Annotated in this window: 15 protein-coding genes and 1 tRNA gene; 3 read left to right on the plus strand and 13 right to left on the minus strand. The window is 64.0% G+C overall.

The features are described 5' to 3' along the window. The first annotated feature begins 43 nt into the window (after positions 1-43). Positions 44-1,594 (plus strand): serine/threonine protein kinase, encoded by a 1,551-nt coding sequence (locus KF838_05200; protein QYK49248.1) that lies wholly within the window; start codon positions 44-46, stop codon positions 1,592-1,594. Positions 1,595-1,630: 36 nt separating this feature from the next. Here the strand turns inward: KF838_05200 and KF838_05205 are convergent, their stop codons facing one another. From KF838_05205 to KF838_05250, 10 genes are all read right to left on the minus strand, one after another. Continuing rightward, entirely contained in the window at positions 1,631-1,960 is a 330-nt protein-coding gene (locus KF838_05205) for a hypothetical protein (GenBank protein ID QYK49249.1), read from the minus strand. 24 nt (positions 1,961-1,984) lie between these two features. Next, on the minus strand, positions 1,985-3,397 hold the full coding sequence (locus KF838_05210; GenBank protein QYK49250.1) for a 2-oxo acid dehydrogenase subunit E2: 1,413 nt from the start codon (positions 3,395-3,397) through the stop codon (positions 1,985-1,987). Between the two features lie 29 nt (positions 3,398-3,426). Continuing rightward, positions 3,427-4,446, minus strand: a complete 1,020-nt coding sequence (locus tag KF838_05215; GenBank protein QYK49251.1) for a DUF4268 domain-containing protein — start codon at positions 4,444-4,446, stop codon at positions 3,427-3,429. An 11-nt stretch (positions 4,447-4,457) separates the two neighbouring features. Further along, positions 4,458-4,748: a hypothetical protein gene (locus KF838_05220; protein QYK49252.1), complete on the minus strand. Its 291-nt coding sequence runs from the start codon at positions 4,746-4,748 to the stop codon at positions 4,458-4,460. A gap of 12 nt (positions 4,749-4,760) precedes the next feature. Further along, complete coding sequence (locus KF838_05225) at positions 4,761-5,822, minus strand: alpha-ketoacid dehydrogenase subunit beta (protein ID QYK49253.1); 1,062 nt, start codon at positions 5,820-5,822, stop codon at positions 4,761-4,763. A 49-nt stretch (positions 5,823-5,871) separates the two neighbouring features. Then, positions 5,872-6,225, minus strand: a complete 354-nt coding sequence (locus KF838_05230; GenBank protein ID QYK49254.1) for a DUF5615 family PIN-like protein — start codon at positions 6,223-6,225, stop codon at positions 5,872-5,874. Continuing rightward, a complete protein-coding gene (locus KF838_05235) occupies positions 6,222-6,485 on the minus strand; it encodes a DUF433 domain-containing protein (GenBank protein QYK49255.1) in 264 nt (87 codons plus the stop codon). Before KF838_05235 ends, KF838_05230 begins: the two co-directional genes overlap by 4 nt. A gap of 24 nt (positions 6,486-6,509) precedes the next feature. Beyond that, positions 6,510-7,673, minus strand: a complete 1,164-nt coding sequence (pdhA, locus tag KF838_05240; GenBank protein QYK49256.1) for a pyruvate dehydrogenase (acetyl-transferring) E1 component subunit alpha — start codon at positions 7,671-7,673, stop codon at positions 6,510-6,512. 221 nt (positions 7,674-7,894) lie between these two features. After that, positions 7,895-10,159, minus strand: coding sequence for a S41 family peptidase (locus KF838_05245; GenBank protein QYK49257.1), 2,265 nt, complete (start codon positions 10,157-10,159; stop codon positions 7,895-7,897). Between the two features lie 244 nt (positions 10,160-10,403). Continuing rightward, a complete protein-coding gene (locus tag KF838_05250) occupies positions 10,404-11,684 on the minus strand; it encodes a hypothetical protein (GenBank protein ID QYK49258.1) in 1,281 nt (426 codons plus the stop codon). Positions 11,685-11,776: 92 nt separating this feature from the next. On the opposite strand from KF838_05250, the gene KF838_05255 reads away from it, so the two are divergent. Together KF838_05255 and KF838_05260 are read left to right on the plus strand one after the other, a co-directional pair. Further along, positions 11,777-11,850: transfer RNA gene (locus tag KF838_05255), tRNA-Arg, on the plus strand. Between the two features lie 156 nt (positions 11,851-12,006). Further along, a complete protein-coding gene (locus tag KF838_05260) occupies positions 12,007-12,864 on the plus strand; it encodes a hypothetical protein (GenBank protein ID QYK49259.1) in 858 nt (285 codons plus the stop codon). On the opposite strand, the gene nth is transcribed toward KF838_05260, so the two are convergent. From nth to KF838_05275, 3 genes are read right to left on the minus strand one after another with little or no spacing between them, the layout of a single operon-like run. Further along, the gene (gene nth, locus KF838_05265; GenBank protein QYK49260.1) at positions 12,815-13,624 is read right to left on the minus strand and encodes an endonuclease III; all 810 of its coding nucleotides are present in this window, start codon (positions 13,622-13,624) and stop codon (positions 12,815-12,817) included. The two genes, KF838_05260 and nth, sit on opposite strands and share 50 nt — an antisense overlap. Further along, on the minus strand, positions 13,617-14,234 hold the full coding sequence (locus KF838_05270) for a hypothetical protein (GenBank protein QYK49261.1): 618 nt from the start codon (positions 14,232-14,234) through the stop codon (positions 13,617-13,619). Before KF838_05270 ends, nth begins: the two co-directional genes overlap by 8 nt. A 59-nt stretch (positions 14,235-14,293) precedes the next feature. Next, complete coding sequence (locus tag KF838_05275; GenBank protein ID QYK49262.1) at positions 14,294-15,094, minus strand: hypothetical protein; 801 nt, start codon at positions 15,092-15,094, stop codon at positions 14,294-14,296. Positions 15,095-15,103 lie beyond the last annotated feature (9 nt).

Genomic DNA, 15,103 nt, shown 5'->3' on the forward strand with positions numbered 1-15,103 from the left:
CGCACCGGCCGAGCCACCTCAGAATCCACTCGTGTCGCGCGGGATGAGCCAGCTTCGAGCAGAACTGAGCCAGCAGACGCAGCCCTATACCGACGAGCACCTGCGGGCGGTTGTCGAGCGTGGGCGCAGCAACGCGAACACGCTCGGCTTCACGGCCGAGGATCACGTGCTGAGCTTTCTGAAGTGCGTGATTCTCGTGGGTGATGAGCTCGGCTCGAGCGACTCGAAGTACCCTGACGTGTATTTCTCGCTGAACCTGCCGGGCAAGCCGCCCCAGGTGCGGATCGAGCGAGCGTTGAAGATCGCGCAGCGAGTGAACGCCCGGGGCGGGATCGGCCTTGTACCGGTTCCGGGTTTCGACAACCCGGACGAGCGTCCGACGTCGGAGATCCGCGTTCAGCCGTCGCAGTCGCCATCGGGGCCTGCTCCCGGCGCGCCTTCCTACGTGCGTGGAGTCTCCGAGGAGATTCTCCCATCGGAGCGGCGGGTTCCGACCGTGCAGGTCTCCCGCCAAGGCCATCGGGAACGCGATGTCACGGATCCGATCGCGCCCTCCCCTTCGCACACGCCACAGGTCCAGGAGCCCGTAGCACACGATCCAAACAAGTTGCCGGAGATCGAGGGCTTCAAAGTCCTTGAGAAGATCGGCTCGGGCGGCATGGGCACGGTGTACCGTGCGTACCACCACCGGCTTGAGGTCGAGGTCGCGATCAAGGTCTTCAAGACGCTCCACCCGGAGGCGAAGACGCTCCTGTCTCGCGAGGCGCGTGCAGCGGCGCGGCTCCAGCACCCGAACATCGTGCAGGTTCTGGACTATCAGGAATTCGGGCGCGGCGCGTACTACGCGATGCAGCTCGTCAAGGGTGAGGATGCCCACGAACTGGTCCAGCGGGTCGCGGGGCGACTCGTGCACGATGCCGAGGCCGACGGCGTGGTGCGAGCGCTCGGCCTGACCAGCGACCAGCTCTCGCCCGAGGCCAGGTCGATCCTTCAGGGGAAGCTGCCGTGGCACCGACTGGTCGCGTGGTGGATGGCCGGCGTTGCGGATGGGCTTGATCGTGCCCATCGCGAGGGCATCGTCCATCGTGACATCAAGCCATCAAACCTGCTGCTCGCTCGCGATGGGCGTATGACGATCACGGACTTCGGGCTCGCGCTCCGACGCGACGATCCGACCGTGGGCGGCAACACGGCCAGGGCGGGCACGCCCCGGTACCTCTCGCCGGAGCGGATCGCCGACTGGGCTTCCGGATCGGATCTTTCCGGCATGGACGGCCGGATCGATGTCTGGGCTCTGGGCGCAACGATGTACGAGTTGCTCACATACAGGCCGGCATACGACGGTGCCCGCGAAGCGGTCATGCGTGACATCGTGACGCTCGACCCGCTTCCTCCATCGCAGGTGATCTGGGCCGTGCCTCAGGAACTCGACCGCATCTGCCTCCAGGCCATGAAGCGCAATCCCGAGGAGCGGTTCCAGCAAGCGGGCGAGATGGCCTCCGCGCTTCGCTCATGGCTCATGGGTGAGGGTCCGGCGACCAAGGCCCAGAGCCCCTCCGGCGGTATCGCGGGGTGGTTCAAGAAGGGGACTTGAGCGAGGCCGCGAGGTGACTCATGCGAGTGAGAATCATCACTCCTTGAACATCTTGAGCGGTCTAGGTCCCGCGCAGCAGATCGGGCGGCCGTCGTCGCACCCGCCGCCTCCGTCGTTGTCGTCCGAATCGTCACGAGGCCGGCTCGCGGCAACGGTTGCAATGACGATCAGCACAAACCCCGCGAGTGGAATCCACGCGGGCACCCAGACACCGAAGCGAGGCAGCACTACCCAGCAGATGCCTACGAGCACGCAGCAGAGAACAAAGCCGACGACGAGCCGACGACCCGCGCCGGGGTCCTCATCGCACGAGACCCCGAACGGCAGGACCATCGGGTCGTGATCGCTCGGCCGGTCTGTGGTCATCGCGAGCCCTCGCGGGAATCGATGTCAGACCAGCAGCGTCGCTGGCTTCTCGAGATAGCCCTTGACGGTGTTCAGGTACTGCGCCGCCATTGCGCCATCCACGATTCGGTGGTCGCTCGACATCGTCATCGACATCACCCAGCCCGCGACGACCTGGTCGTTCTTGACGACGGGCTTCTTGATGGCCGCGCCGACAGCGAGGATCGCCACATTCGGCGGGTTGATGATCGCTGTGAAGTGGTCGACGCCGAACATGCCGAGGTTGGAGATCGTGAAGGTCGCATCGGACATCTCCTCGATCGTCAGCCCCTTCTCGCGGGCCTTGGATGAGAGGGCCTTGGTCTGCTGGCTGATCTGTCGGAGGCCGATCTGGTCGGCGTTCCGCAGCGTCGCGACGACCAGTCCGCCGCCACGCTCCTCCGGCAGCGCGATCGCGACGCCGACATTCACCTGGCCGATGATCTCGACAGAGGCCTCGTTGCCCTTCTCCGCCCAGCGCGAGTTCACGAACGGATGCTGGTGCATGGCGAGGGCGCACGCGCGGACGAGGAAGTCATTGACGGTCAGCTTCACGCCCTGCGACGACAACTGATCGTTCAACTGCTCGCGCAACGCCATCAGCGCATCCATGTCCGCTTCGACCGTCACCTGATAGTGCGGGATGGTCGTCTTGGACTGAACGAGACGCGTCGAGATCGTGCGCCGCATGTTCGAGAGCGGCACCACCTTCGCGGCGAGCGTGGAGCCCGTGGGGGGGAGCATCGGGACCGGTGGTTTGTCGGTGCCGCTCCTGGTGGCACGGCTCTCCAGAGCCGCGGAACCGTCACCGCTCTGGAGAGCGGTGTCACCACGAGCCGTTCCACCCGAAGCCATCGCCGCCTCGACGTCCTTGCGCACGATCCTGCCGCTGGGGCCTGTGCCCTGGATGGATGCGAGGTCGATGCCGCCCTCATTCGCGATCTTGCGGGCCAAGGGGGACACAAAGATCCGCTCGCCGGAGCGGCCTGTGGGTGCGTGGGAGGTGTGCCCGTTTGCAGCGGGGGAATGTGAAGCAGCGGGCGGCTCGGCAACAGCGGTGGAACCGGTCGCTTGAGACTTGGCAGAGCCACCGCTCTTGGTGGCACCGCTCTCCAGAGCGGTGGTTTGGCTTCCACGGCTCTGGAGAGCCGTGCCACCTGAGACCTTGGAGACGTCCTCACCAGCCGAAGCGAGCACGGCGATCACCGTGCCGACCGGGACGGTTTTCCCCTCGGGAACCGCGAGCGATGCGACGACGCCGTCGTCGAACGTGGTGAGCTCCATCGTGGCCTTATCGGTCTCGATGTCGGCGATCGCATCGCCACTGGAGACCTTCTGGCCCTCCTTGACCGCCCAGCGGACGATCGTGCCCTGCTGCATGGTGTCGGAGAGACGGGGCATTGTGATTTCGATGGGCATGACTAGACCTCAACAGGTGATTCGGCGCGTCAGACAAGAGTATCACTGGACAGTGACGAGATGGAGGACTCACCGGCGATCGAGTCATCGGTGAGTCTGCCTGCCGCTTCGAGAGCGTTTGCCTCTGAAACCACGGCGCGAAAGTGAGGAACGACCGCTCTTGAGACTCGCGACATGGCCTCGATCATTGAACAGTGAATGACAGGCCATGCGGCTTCAAGCGAGCGATATCCGCCATTGTCGCCGGATAATGTGACCTTGCATCCTCGTTGTCCTTCGCACCGCTCCCAGTCCAGTGAAACACCCGCATCAGACTCAATTGTCTGTCTGTGACCGAGGAGGGCATCAAAAGCGGCCTTATTCCATACAGCACTGTCGTCGTAGATCTCAAGCCCGGCCTTCCACGAGTCCCTTCTGATCCAGTACACGAAGTTCATCCCACGATGACCTGCGGACGCGGCCACCCAGTTCCCACTGCTTGCGGAGCAGTTGCTGTGGATTGGGAGGGTCTCTCTTGCAGCAGTGAGCAAAGCGTGCCAGAAAGCACGGACGGCATCGTGCTGGACTTGTGTCTCACGCTTGCTCGCCCCGACGGCTTTGATCTCGTCCGATGGACCGATGACTCGCGTGAGGTGCAACGCTGGCTTGGAATCGTCGATCTGTATCGCCTCGGCGCGCAGCAGATAGAACGATGTAGCACCACACTGGTTCAACCATGCAACAGCAGAAGTGTGCTCCGGTCGAGGATCCGCAACGATCCAGATCGCAGTCTTGGCGTTGAATGCCGCAGCATACGTTAACAATTTGCCAAGGTGGTCATGATCGCTTCTTTCGAGCTGGTTCTCGATAATAAAGGCCTCGCCGTTCGCGTCCTCCCCCGACAAGTCCACACTGAAAGTTCCAGCAGCACGCTCCCGCTGCGGCTCCGCGAGTTCCAAGCCGATCGCCTCGTTGAGCACGTCGATGTTATCGCACAGCCATGCCGAGAAATCTCGTTCCTCGTGCCGCCATACTTGTCGAAGCGGGATCCTTTGGATCTTCCCGATCATGACGTTGCCACTCACTGTTTCTTCTTCCGAGATCGACCGCCCGACTTGCCATTCCCGTTCGCGCGCAGGGGCCGGATTTCCTTGACCATCATCGCATTGACCAAGCGTGTCTCGTCCTTCTTCTCATCGTGAAGCCAGAACGAGGTCGCCAGCCGACCGACGCGAGCTTCCGACTTGCCGTAGGCGGGAGTGAACCAGACGTAATCCCGGTGCGGCACGCGGTAGGACGTGCCGTCGATCATGAAGATCTCGACCCCATCGGGGTGATCGCTCACGAAAGTCCTGACAGCGTTTGTGTCCATGTGTAGCTCGCTTTACGCTTTGACGGCCTTCCTCACCGCCGCGGCGATCTTCCGCGGGTTCGGAAGGTACTCCGCCTCGAGGATCTTTGAGTACGGCGTGGGCACGTCCTCCGTGTTCACCCGCAGCGGCTGGTGGTCCAGCCAGTCGAACGCGCGCTCGATCACCTGCGTCACGACCTCGCTGGCGACGCTCGCGAAGGGCCAGCACTGATCGACCACCACGATGCGGCCCGTCTTCTTGACGCTCGCGATGATGCTGTCGATGTCCAGCGGCCGGATCGTCCGCATGTCCAGCACGTCGCACTCGATCCCCTCCGCCCGCAGGGCCTCGTCGGCCTCCAGGCAGAAGTTCACGGGGCGGCCGAAGGACACAACGGTGCAGTCCTTGCCCTCGCGGAGCAGCGCGGCCTGACCGAAGGGGATGTAGTACTCCTCCGGCGGCACGTGGGCTTTGTCGCCCAGCATCCGCTCCGACTCGAGGAAGAACACGGGATCCGGGTCCGCGATCGCGGTCTTCAAGAGACCTTTGGCGTCGTACGGATTGCTCGGGATCACGATCTTCACACCGGGCACGTTCGCGTACAGCCCCTCGACACACCAGGAGTGCGTGGAGCCGAGCTGCCCGCCCGCGCCGTCGTTGCCTCGGAAGACGACCGGGCAGCCCCACTGGCCGCCGGACATGTAGAGCATCTTGGGAACGTTGTTGAGGATCTGGTCCGCCGCGACGAGCGAGAAGGACCAGGACATGAACTCGATGATCGGGCGAAGCCCGTACATCGCGGCACCGACGGCCAGCCCCGCGAAGCCATTCTCCGAGATCGGCGAGTCGATGATCCGCAGCGGCCCGAACTCGTCGAGCATCCCCTGCGAGATCTTGTACGCGCCGTTGTACTGTGCGACCTCCTCGCCCATCAGGAAGATGCGGCTGTCCTTCCGCATCTCCTCGCTCATCGCCTCACGCAGCGCCTCGCGGAACTGGATGATGCGGTCCCCCTCGCGCGAGGGCAGGGACTTGGTGAAGTCCGGCAGAATCGCCGGCTCGGGAAGGGCAGGGTGTTCGAGTGTGGTGGTCATGGTGTGCTGTTCTCAACGACGGACCTGAAAATGGCCGTGATGCGTGTGCCTATGCCTTGATGCGAACCAGCGATTCTCCTGACGCGATGAGTTCCAGTGCCGGCTCCATCGAGGCCGAGAGAATCGACTTCAACCGTGTGTTGGACGTGTTTCCTGATGCGACGAGGATCACTCGAGGCGGCGGGCCGAATCGCTCCACGAGGGCCTCGAAGTCAGAGTCCTTGGTCATGATGACAGCGTCCGCGGCACGGGCGGCCTCGAATACATCCTGATCTTCTGTCGTCGCCAAGCCCATATCGCTCATCATCCTTGCTTCGACCTTGTATCTCGTTGCGAGCCATTCACCGATCTTCGGCGACAGGTGGATGTCTAGCCAGATCCTCATGCCGCGCACACCCCTCATGCCACCAGCGTGGGATGGCTCAGCCGTCGCGATGCGTATACCAGGGACGCCTTCACATCATCAAGCTCCAGCAACGGCAGTTCCTCAATCACTTGCGACGCGGTGAGCCCGGCGGCGAGCAGTTCGAGCACATCGGAGACGCGAATGCGCATGCCGCGAATGCACGGCTTGCCGCCGCATTGCTTCGGGTTGATCGTGATCCGGGCGAGCAGCAGCGATTCGGTCTGGTCGTTGCTGTCGCTCGGGGGCTGAGTGCTCATATCGCGTGTCCGGGGTGTGAACGCTCACAGCAGCGGATTCTTCGCTCCGTGGATGTAATCCCGCGTGGGGCTCAGGTTCGGCTGGGGGTTGATGAAGACGTCGGAGTAGAGCTCGGCTTCGACCTCGGGCGTCGGCGACTCCTCGGCGAAATCCATCGCCTTGCGGACCGCTTCCTTCACCTCAGTCTGGATCTCGGTGAACCGCGCCTCAGACAAGACCGGCTTTCCGTCCTTGCCCTTCCGCTCGCCCATCAACTGGCTCGCGAGCCGGTCGATCGAGTCTTTGCCCTTGAACTGATCGACCTCTTCCTTCGTGCGGTACTTCTGCGGATCGGACATCGAGTGCCCGAGGTAGCGGTACGTCTTCAGATCAACGAACGCCGGCCTCTGGTTCTCGCGGCACCAGTCCACCAGCGGCTTGAAGTCGTCGTACAGGTCGATCACGTCGAAGCCGTCGATGATCTCGCCGCGGATGCCGTACGCGTCCGCCTTCTTGCGAAGATCGTGCGCCATCGTGGTGCCGCGCTCGATCGCGGTGCCCATGGAGTAGCCGTTGTTCTCAACGACGTAGATGACGGGCAGGGAGTAGAGACCCGCGAGGTTCATCGCCTCGTGCAGCGCGCCCTGATTCAGCGCACCGTCGCCGAGGTACGCCAACGAGACCTTCTTCTTGGGCTTATCGCCCGGCTTCACGCCCGGATTCGGGCAGGGCTTACCCATGACTTCCCACTCGTAGCGTGCGGCGAACGCCAGGCCCGTGCCCAGCGGCGTCTGCGCGCCGACGATGCCGTGGCCGCCGAAGAGCCAGTTGGGCTTGTCGAACATGTGCATCGACCCGCCCTTGCCCTTGGCGCATCCGGTGATCTTGCCGAACATCTCGGCCATGCACGCGCCCGGGTCCATACCCCGAGCGAGCGCGTGCCCGTGATCGCGGTACGCAGTGACGATGGGGTCGTCACGCTCGAGCGACTGGATGGTGCCGACCGCAACGGCTTCCTGTCCGGTGTAGAGGTGGCAGAAGCCTCCGATCTTGGCCTGCTGGTACGCCTGAGCGCAGCGGTTCTCGAACTCGCGGATGAGGAGCATGTCCTTAAGCCACCCGATGAGCGTCTCGGCCGGAAGCGAGTCGGAAACCCGGTGTGTGCGGGCCTTGCGGAGCCCCGCGCCGGAGTGAGTGTCGGTCGTCATCTGAGCCATGAACAGCCCCAAAACCACGCCGCGAGGCGGCATGGAAAGACAGGAAGATCCTTGCGCGAACAGGGCGCAATGGACCGGACGATGATTCTAGGTCGGCACTCTGGTACAGCGTAGATTCGCCGATTCTGGACGATCAGGCACGAATTCCGGGGACCGCCCCCTGACAGGTCCCGGCTCGTGCTTGCAAAGTCCGCGCGATCCCTGATTCTGACTCACTGCTGCCCGGCAGCGCCACCGGTACCGACCAGACGTGTCGCGGTCGTTCTGGATTGCAGAATCGCGAGCGCGGTCTGGAGCTGAAGGTCGAGTCCTTCGGTGATGAGCCGGTTGGGATCAGGGCGCCCGCCCTCCTGATGCACGAGATTGCCCTGCTCGTCCATCTCTGCGATGTCCGCGGCTTGGCGGATCTCATACGCTTCGGCCTCCTGGCTCGGAAGGCGGTCCACCACGAGATCGGGCATCACACCCCAGTCGGTGACGAGGTGCCGGTTCTTGTCGATGAGCCGCCCGGCCGGCAGGCGGTAGTACTGCGTGGTGAGTTTCATCGCGGCCTCGGGCGTGATCTGCCAGACGTTCTGGACAGAGCCCTTCCCGTACGAGCGACGCCCGACGATCAGCGCGTCGATCTTGCCCTCTCTCGCATAATCCTGCACCGCCCCGGAGACGATCTCGGACGCCGACGCGGAGCCCTCGTTGATCAGCACGATCACCGGGACGTCGTTGATGCGGCTGCGAGTCGGCTGTGCGGTTTGCTGATCGACCATGACTTCGCCCGCGGTCTCCGTGCGAACGATCACGCCCTGTGCGATGAAGCGAGACGCCACGGAGACGGCCTGATCCAACAGCCCGCCGGGGTTGTATCGAAGGTCGAGAATCAGCGCGCTGAGGCCCTGGTCACGCATCGTCTTGATCGCGGCGTCGAAGTCCCGCGTCGTGCTCTCCGTGAACTGCGTGAGGCGAACGTACCCGATGCCATGGCCGCGATCGATGAAGTAGTCCCAGTCTCGTTCGCCCGCACCGGTCCGTGCCCATCCCTTGACGGTCTTCACGTCGATGTTCGCGCGGACGATCGAGATATCGAGTGACTTGAACTCTTCGCCCGACTTCCGCTCGATCGTCAGCGTGACGGACTTGCCCGGGGCCCCGGTGATGACGCTCACCGCCTGGTCGAGCGAGAAGCCCGCGGTCGAGATTCCATCCACCTTCTTGATGAGATCGCCCGAGCGGATACCGGCTCGCTGGGCCGGCGTGCCGTCGAGCGGCGTCGTGATCTTGATATTCTGCTGCTCATCGAGCTGGATCTGGATGCCGACGCCGACGAACCTCCCCTGCGTCTGACGCTGGAACGTCTTGACCTCGTCGGGCCAGATGATCGCGCTGAAGGGATCGAGCCGGGCCATCGCACCGTTGCCGAACTCATGCAGAAGCGCGGCATCGGGAATCGCGACCGTCGAGCGGTTGAACTTCAGGATCGCGCCAAGCGTCTTGTCCAGATCTTCACGAGAGAGCCGCACGGTCGCGTCGGAGACCGCTTTGGATTGCAGCGTGAGATAGTTGAGGAACTCGTCCCGCTTGGCATCGTCGGCAAGTCCCGTGAAGACGCCCCTGACATCTCCGAGTTCGACGAGCGTTCGCACGCCGTCGAGCCCACCGATGAGCATCTCCTTCATGCCCGCGCGATGCCGCTCGACGTACCGCTCCGCACCTCGCTGGATCGCGCCGGCGACCATCGGCCAGGAGATCCCCTCTGTCTTCACCTGCCAACCATCAGCTGTCGGGTTGTAAGGCGGAAGCGGGCTCAGACCCTCTGCGATGCGCCGATCGTTGCGGAGCGTCCAGAATCGCTCGGGCGCATAGAGCCGGATCATCGCAAGTCGCGCGGACTGGCGGTCAAGGTCCGGCTGGAATCGCTTGTCCTCATCGAACAGCAGATTCAGGCGGTAATAGATCTCGTTCGCGATCAGCCAATCGCCCCGGGACTCGGCATCGCGAGCCGCCTTCGTCGCGCGCGCGACCAGATCGACCATGCGTGGCTCGGCCATCAACGCTGACTTATCCACCGCGAGCATCGAGAGCTCAACAGCAGAACGCAGCGCCTCGCTGACCTTGCTGTCTCCCTGCTCAGCCGCGAGTGACTCGTCGATCTTCGCGGAGATCTTCTCGATCTGCTCGGACCGTGAAGACTCCCGCTTCTCTATGTTGGCCCGGAGCAGTTCCGCACTATCCGTGACCGGCACGCCGCTCTCGGACGCAAAGATCGAGGACGCACGCGTAAGGGTCGCGAGGAACTCATCCCCGTTTCCGCCTCTGGCAGCGGACCAGACCTGGCGGCTCCATTCCGATGCGGGAGATTCCGTCGCGGGCTGCGCAGCAAGCATGCCGCCCGGCCATGCCGCGATCACCGCGGCAGCGAGCAAGGGCGAGGCCCTGTGCATCAATCTCGCAACAGGTCCCGTCGAACGGCCGTCTCGCATCATGCTGCCCATATCAACTCCTACCTGCGGGTCACGCTGCCGGGTCTCTGAGGCCCGGCTCGAATGGTCCAGATCGTCCGATTTGGCTCTGGATCGCCAACCAAAGATCCCGACCGGACTCCCTTGCAAGGCCAGAACGTCCCTTTATACGGGCTGAGGGGGTCCGAGGTTGTGGACTTACCTGGATCATGGTTATTGCCCTGCCCGCCCGATCCTGTATTCGCCACCCCACCCGGGAAGAGATGCGTCAATCAACACGCGTGACGGCCTCCGGACCGCCGCGAGTGGTTCGACGCTTTCGTGCGATCACGAGCCACGTCAAACCCGAAACCGCGACCATGGCGACGACCACGATCCACTCGAACGCCCCCGCGTCGAGCCATGCTCGCTCTGTCGCAACCGCAGCAGCGAGCCCGATGCCGGGACCGATCGTGTATCCTGCCCCAATCAGGGCCTCATGCGTCCCGCCGGCATCCACTTCCGCCCCCCCCACCGCCATCGCGTAATACAACGCGCCCGTGTAGATCGCCGCCACCCCGAGCCCCAGCAGCACCAGGCCGGACGCGATCATCACGATCGGCAACACAGACTCTGTCAAAGGCCCGGCCTTGGTCGCGAGCATGACCAGCCCGAATCCGATGACCACCGCCACGCTCGCAGCGACCGGGGCCCACCACCTCCCATGCCAACGCTGATCGTGCTGGAACCAGAAAAATCCCACGACGCGGGCCGCATGCCACGTCGCCGTCAGCGGCGTGTGCCATCCAACAGCAAGCCCCATCGCGGCATACGCCGTAGGCAGGAACGGCGACATCGTGCTCACAATGAGGTAGCCGAGCGGCAGCAGAAGCCGATGTGCCGAGAGCAGCCGCGTGTAGATGGGCGGATGGGGCTCGGCGTCTTCGTGCGAATGCGCAGCGGGTTCGGCCGGAAGTGCTGCGACGAGTGCGATGGTGAGCAGGTGCAGAACGCCCAGCCCGGCAACGACGGACAGGGGATGCTCCTTGACGAGCGGACCCATAGCCCAGAACGCCGCGACGAGCGCGGTGGACCATGTCACGTTGAACGCGCCGAGCGCGCGACGGAGCGATTCCCCACGTCGGCCTCCAGAGAGGTAGGCCTCGGTGATCGGCCACATGCAGCCAGTCAGGGGTGAGTACGCCGCAACGAGAACCCAAGCCGGCCATTGGCCGCGGATGCCGAGGAACTGGGCCGCGAGCGGGACAAGGCAGAGCAGGCCGCATCCGATAGTGATGAGGATGAATGCTCCACGGGTTGTATGGCGAGGAGAGCGTTTGAGCCAGTTGAGCATCGGGCCGACCGCCTTGGCGCCCGCGATGTATGTGAGCCCCATGACAACACCGAGGGCAAAGCTCCCCTTGATACCGAGCCCGTATGCGGATTTGGTCAGGAAGTAGATCCCGTTGGTCACGACCCCTGTGCCCATCGAGTTGATGAACGTCAGCCAGAGCACGAGCCCAAGGCCCGCGCTGCCCGACGCCAGTCCGTTGACGCCATTGGTTCTCATCTTTGAATCCGGCGGGGTGGCCCGCGTTGCTTCACGAGGGAGGCGATCGTAGCATCAGGGCGTCAAGAGTCCGGTAAGCCGGATTCCAGTCTGTGCCCGTAGCTCAATTGGATAGAGCGTCGGCCTCCGAAGCCGAAGGTTACAGGTTCGACTCCTGTCGGGCACGTTTGGTGAGCGTTACGCGGCCGCGACGGTCGGCCCACGGTTTGGTGCTTCGGCTAGGTACTTCGGCGAGCGAGATGCACGACGATCCTTCACATCGGGACCGACGTACGACCGATCGAGCCATGCGTTCCGCCCACCTCACACTCCGGAGATTCACATGACGGCCCGTGCTCTTGGCGCTCTCGTGCTCCTGTCCTTTGCCGCAACGCCCGTCGTACTCGCCCCAACTGCCAGCGGACTGGAGAACCAACCCGCCGCCGCTGCGAGGTCGTCTCTCCCGGAGGCGGCATCACTCTTTGATCGCCACGTTCAGGGCATCGGCGGAATCGATGCCGTCCGCCGGCACAACTCGCTCAAGTTCACGGGGACCATCAAGATCCCCGCGATGAAGTACACGGCCTTCACAACCATCTGGCAGGTCGCGCCCGCATCGTTCGCGATGTACACCGAGCCGCCGGGTGGCCAGCGTGGGGAGGTGTACTGCGACGGCACTCATGCGTGGGAGATGATGCCCCTTCCCGATGGAAGTATCAGGGCCGTGCTCTATACCGACAGCCGCTGGACGGACACTGTGTATAGCGCATCGTTCTATGGCGACGCGGACTACGCGAGTCGCTACTCGAAGATCCAGACTGTGGAACTCGTCGACTTCAACGGCTCGCCCGCGTACAAGGTCTTTGCCGAGGCGACGGTTGGGAAGCAACTCTTTCTCTTCTTTGATGAGCGGTCGGGCCTGATCGTCGGGTCACACACCGTGCAGAACGAGGGCGGCCAGACTATTCCAGTCATCATGATCTACGACGCGTACCGCGAGGTCGATGGCGTGAAGTACATCACGGGCGTGACGCAGAGAACTCCGGGTGGCGATGTGATCATCTCCTATCGTGCGATCGAAGCAAACCCGAGTGATGTCCCTGCCATCGAGCTGCCCGCGGAACTTCGGACACAGGCCACCAAGCTCGGCGCTACGCCCCCCGATCCGGAGCCGGACGCCCCTTCCTCTGACCAGGACTGACCTTCCGCCCCGCCGCCGTGGGCTTCGATCGCGTGTCCACTCGTGAAGGTACGCTCACACGCAGTTCGCAAGCGCTACCAAACCCCCGGCATATCGGATGATCCGCGCACGAGGCCATTCGGGCCTTGCACGCTCGCCTGCCGTGGAAGATAAGCATGTGCGAGAGGTCGCACCATGCATCGCGCGGAAAGAGGTCCATCAGGCGCTTCTCGATCGCGAGCGTGCTCGCTCCTTGCGGCACCAACCCGAGACGCACGGCCAGCCGCTGGACGTGGGTGTCGACCACCACGCCCTCGTTGATCCCGAAGCAGTTGCCGAGCACAACGTTGGCGGTCTTGCGAGCGACGCCGCGCAGAGTCAGAAGCCCTTCCATCGTCTGAGGCACCTCTCCTCCGAAGTCCTCCACGATCGACTTCATCGCTGCCTTGATCGCCTTCGCCTTGTTCCTGTAGAGCCCGATCGTGCGGATGTATGGCTCGATCTCGTCGGTATCCGCCTTCGCGTAGTCCGCCGGTGTTGGGAACCTCGCGAAGAGAGCGGGCGTGGCCTTGTTGACGCTCACATCGGTCGCCTGTGCCGAGAGGATCGTGGCCACGAGCAGCTCATGCGGAGACCCGAAGTTCAGCTCGCAGTGCGCGTCCGGATAGTGCTCGCGAAGGGCTTTCAGCAGCAATGCGGCGTGCTTGCGATCCGCCGCACGAGCGGGGCCGACCTTCGATGCACGCGACGCCGGATCAATGCTCCGTTCCCGTTTACCCATTCGATGGCTCGATCGCGGCACGGTTGCGGCTGGCTGCGGACCAAGCCCCCAGCGAGAGCCCCGTCAATGCCATCACGATGGTCGCCGTCATGACCCTCGACGCTGTAGGGTGATCGGCGTTGAACGCGATCAGGTGTGTCTCTGCGGCGGCCATTTCGCCCTCGCTCGCTGCGGCGCGGTACAGCGACAGCTCTCTATCCATCCTCGGAGCAAGCAAGAAGAAGCGGTAGCTGAGCAACGCCATGAGGAGGGTCAGGACGACAAGCCGCCCCGCGATCAAGCGGCTCGGCCAGGGCACTCGCCTCTGGAGGACGAGGAGGACGAGGGCGATGCCGGCAAGAGGGGCACAGATGAGTTGGACGATGTCGGACACGAAGAAGAGTTGGGCCGCGACGTGTCCTGCGGCAAGTCGCCAGTGCGGCTCGGTGTACAGCGGGTACGCACCGAGCGTGGGTTCCAGCGTCTTCATGGTGGGAAAGATGATGGCAGCCGCCGCGCCCGCCATGCCGAGCGACCCGACCCACAGTCCCATCGCGATGACGTGTACAGACTCGAGAAACACACGCCCGCCATCGCGGGGCTCTGCTCCGTGCTGCCTTGCGGATGCCATAGCCGATGGTAGTGCGCCGGATCGCGCGTGCCTTCCGCGTGCCGGGTGCCACAGGCGGCTCAGCGACTGCCGATGCCGGTCGCTTCCCAGACATCGATTCCTTCGGCCATGGCAACTGCCTGATCTCGCACAGCGCGCAGGTCCAAGACCGCTTCCCCCGCATCGGTCCGCCCGCCGTGTGCCGCAGCGAGCGACGCGGCAAGCCCTGTCACGTCGAGTTGGCCGCTTCCGATCGGGACTCGCCCGATCCCATCCGTATCGGTGACTCTGACCGAGACCAGTCGTGAGCCCGATGTTCCGCACATGCGCGAGACTTCGAGCGCGGGGTCGATCGACCTCGCGAGCAACGCCGCGGCATCGAGGCCGACACCAATCGGACCATCGGGGAGCGAGCGGGGCTCGGCACCCTCTCCATGGTCGGCGACGCGCACGCCCGCTCGCTCGGCAGCTGCCTGGATCGCCCGCGCAGCTTCGTCGGCGTCTTTCGGCAGCGTGATCGAGACGGATCGTCCGGGCACATGCATCGCGAGCGTGGCGAGGTCTGAGCAGAGCGAGATCGTCTCGGAGACTGCCTCGATGGCACGGCCGGCGCGGGCCGGATCCGTGAAGTGCTGGGGTGGAATCCAGAGATCAACGCCGGCGAAGCGTAGATCCAGACGCCGCAGGAGCGAAGCGAGGTCGCGGCGTCCGCTCCGCTCGAGTTCGCGAGCCCGAAGCCCTTTGACGCTTGCATCCAATCGCACGCCGCGAGCTCCGTTTCGAGCGGCCCATTCGATCAGCCCGCGCGGCGTCTGGCTCGCACCGACGGCTGCATGGTCGATCCCGGCCAGCGAGACGCAAAGTGGAACCTTCGGCAGCATCCTGACCCT

It is taken from the genome of Phycisphaeraceae bacterium (assembly GCA_019454185.1).
GTDB lineage: Bacteria > Planctomycetota > Phycisphaerae > Phycisphaerales > UBA1924 > JAHBWV01.

Coding starts and splice junctions, on each gene's coding strand:
- KF838_05220 (QYK49252.1), bottom strand. CDS start 4,748: ATGGACACAAACGCTGTCAGGACTTTCGTGAGCGATCACCCCGATGGG.
- KF838_05270 (QYK49261.1), bottom strand. CDS start 14,234: ATGGCATCCGCAAGGCAGCACGGAGCAGAGCCCCGCGATGGCGGGCGT.
- KF838_05245 (QYK49257.1), bottom strand. CDS start 10,159: ATGATGCGAGACGGCCGTTCGACGGGACCTGTTGCGAGATTGATGCAC.
- KF838_05260 (QYK49259.1), top strand. CDS start 12,007: ATGACGGCCCGTGCTCTTGGCGCTCTCGTGCTCCTGTCCTTTGCCGCA.
- KF838_05230 (QYK49254.1), bottom strand. CDS start 6,225: ATGAGGGGTGTGCGCGGCATGAGGATCTGGCTAGACATCCACCTGTCG.
- pdhA (QYK49256.1), bottom strand. CDS start 7,673: ATGACGACCGACACTCACTCCGGCGCGGGGCTCCGCAAGGCCCGCACA.
- KF838_05205 (QYK49249.1), bottom strand. CDS start 1,960: ATGACCACAGACCGGCCGAGCGATCACGACCCGATGGTCCTGCCGTTC.
- KF838_05275 (QYK49262.1), bottom strand. CDS start 15,094: ATGCTGCCGAAGGTTCCACTTTGCGTCTCGCTGGCCGGGATCGACCAT.
- KF838_05200 (QYK49248.1), top strand. CDS start 44: ATGAGCCAGCTTCGAGCAGAACTGAGCCAGCAGACGCAGCCCTATACC.
- KF838_05235 (QYK49255.1), bottom strand. CDS start 6,485: ATGAGCACTCAGCCCCCGAGCGACAGCAACGACCAGACCGAATCGCTG.
- KF838_05250 (QYK49258.1), bottom strand. CDS start 11,684: ATGAGAACCAATGGCGTCAACGGACTGGCGTCGGGCAGCGCGGGCCTT.
- nth (QYK49260.1), bottom strand. CDS start 13,624: ATGGGTAAACGGGAACGGAGCATTGATCCGGCGTCGCGTGCATCGAAG.
- KF838_05225 (QYK49253.1), bottom strand. CDS start 5,822: ATGACCACCACACTCGAACACCCTGCCCTTCCCGAGCCGGCGATTCTG.
- KF838_05210 (QYK49250.1), bottom strand. CDS start 3,397: ATGCCCATCGAAATCACAATGCCCCGTCTCTCCGACACCATGCAGCAG.
- KF838_05215 (QYK49251.1), bottom strand. CDS start 4,446: ATGATCGGGAAGATCCAAAGGATCCCGCTTCGACAAGTATGGCGGCAC.